1 protein-coding gene is annotated in these 664 nt (G+C 39.2%); it reads right to left on the bottom strand.

The window, feature by feature from the left end; genetic code table 11:
- A partial coding sequence (gene pyrE / locus RT405_RS12760; RefSeq protein ID WP_313470177.1) for an orotate phosphoribosyltransferase occupies positions 1-628 on the bottom strand: 628 nt, incomplete at its 3' end.
- Positions 629-664 lie beyond the last annotated feature (36 nt).

The following is a 664-nucleotide window of genomic DNA, read 5'->3' as shown; positions in this document are numbered from 1 at the left end:
ATTTTTTCCAATTCACTGGATCTTTTTTCCATTGTTTTAATAGATTGACATCTTCTGGTTCGATGGCTTTCGTTTCTAAGGCAACTTCAATTAAAGTCGTATAGTTCGTTAATGTTTTTAATGAGATGTTGTGCTGATTAAAGTTTTCTACTCCTTTTGGCAATTCATAAGTAAAAATAGCAGCTACTCCAAGAATCTCTGCCCCTTCTTTCGCTGCTGCTTCACAAGCTTCAATGACACTTCCACCTGTTGAGATGAGATCTTCGATCACGACCATTTTCTGTCCGGGTATTAACCGGCCTTCAATTTGGTTGCCTTTGCCATGCTCTTTTGCTTTGCTGCGGATATAGACCATAGGTAAATCTAATACTTCCGCAACCCACGCAGCATGTGGGATTCCCGCTGTAGCCGTACCAGCGATCACTTCTACATCTGGATAATTTTCTCGAATCAAATCAGCAATATCCTGGGCGATCTCTTTTCGAACCGACGGATACCCCATCGTAATACGGTTATCGCAATAAATTGGGCTTTTCATTCCACTTGCCCAAGTAAAGGGACTATTTGGATTTAAACTTACGGCTTTAATATCTAATAAGTGCTTTGCAATTGTTTTTTCGACTGTCATTTTAATGTTTATCTCCGTTCCATTGATTTTTAATTA

Origin of the sequence: Carnobacterium sp. (assembly GCF_032094055.1) — a bacterium.
Taxonomy (GTDB): domain Bacteria; phylum Bacillota; class Bacilli; order Lactobacillales; family Carnobacteriaceae; genus Carnobacterium_A.
This window is presented reverse-complemented; position numbering and strand designations above follow the sequence as displayed.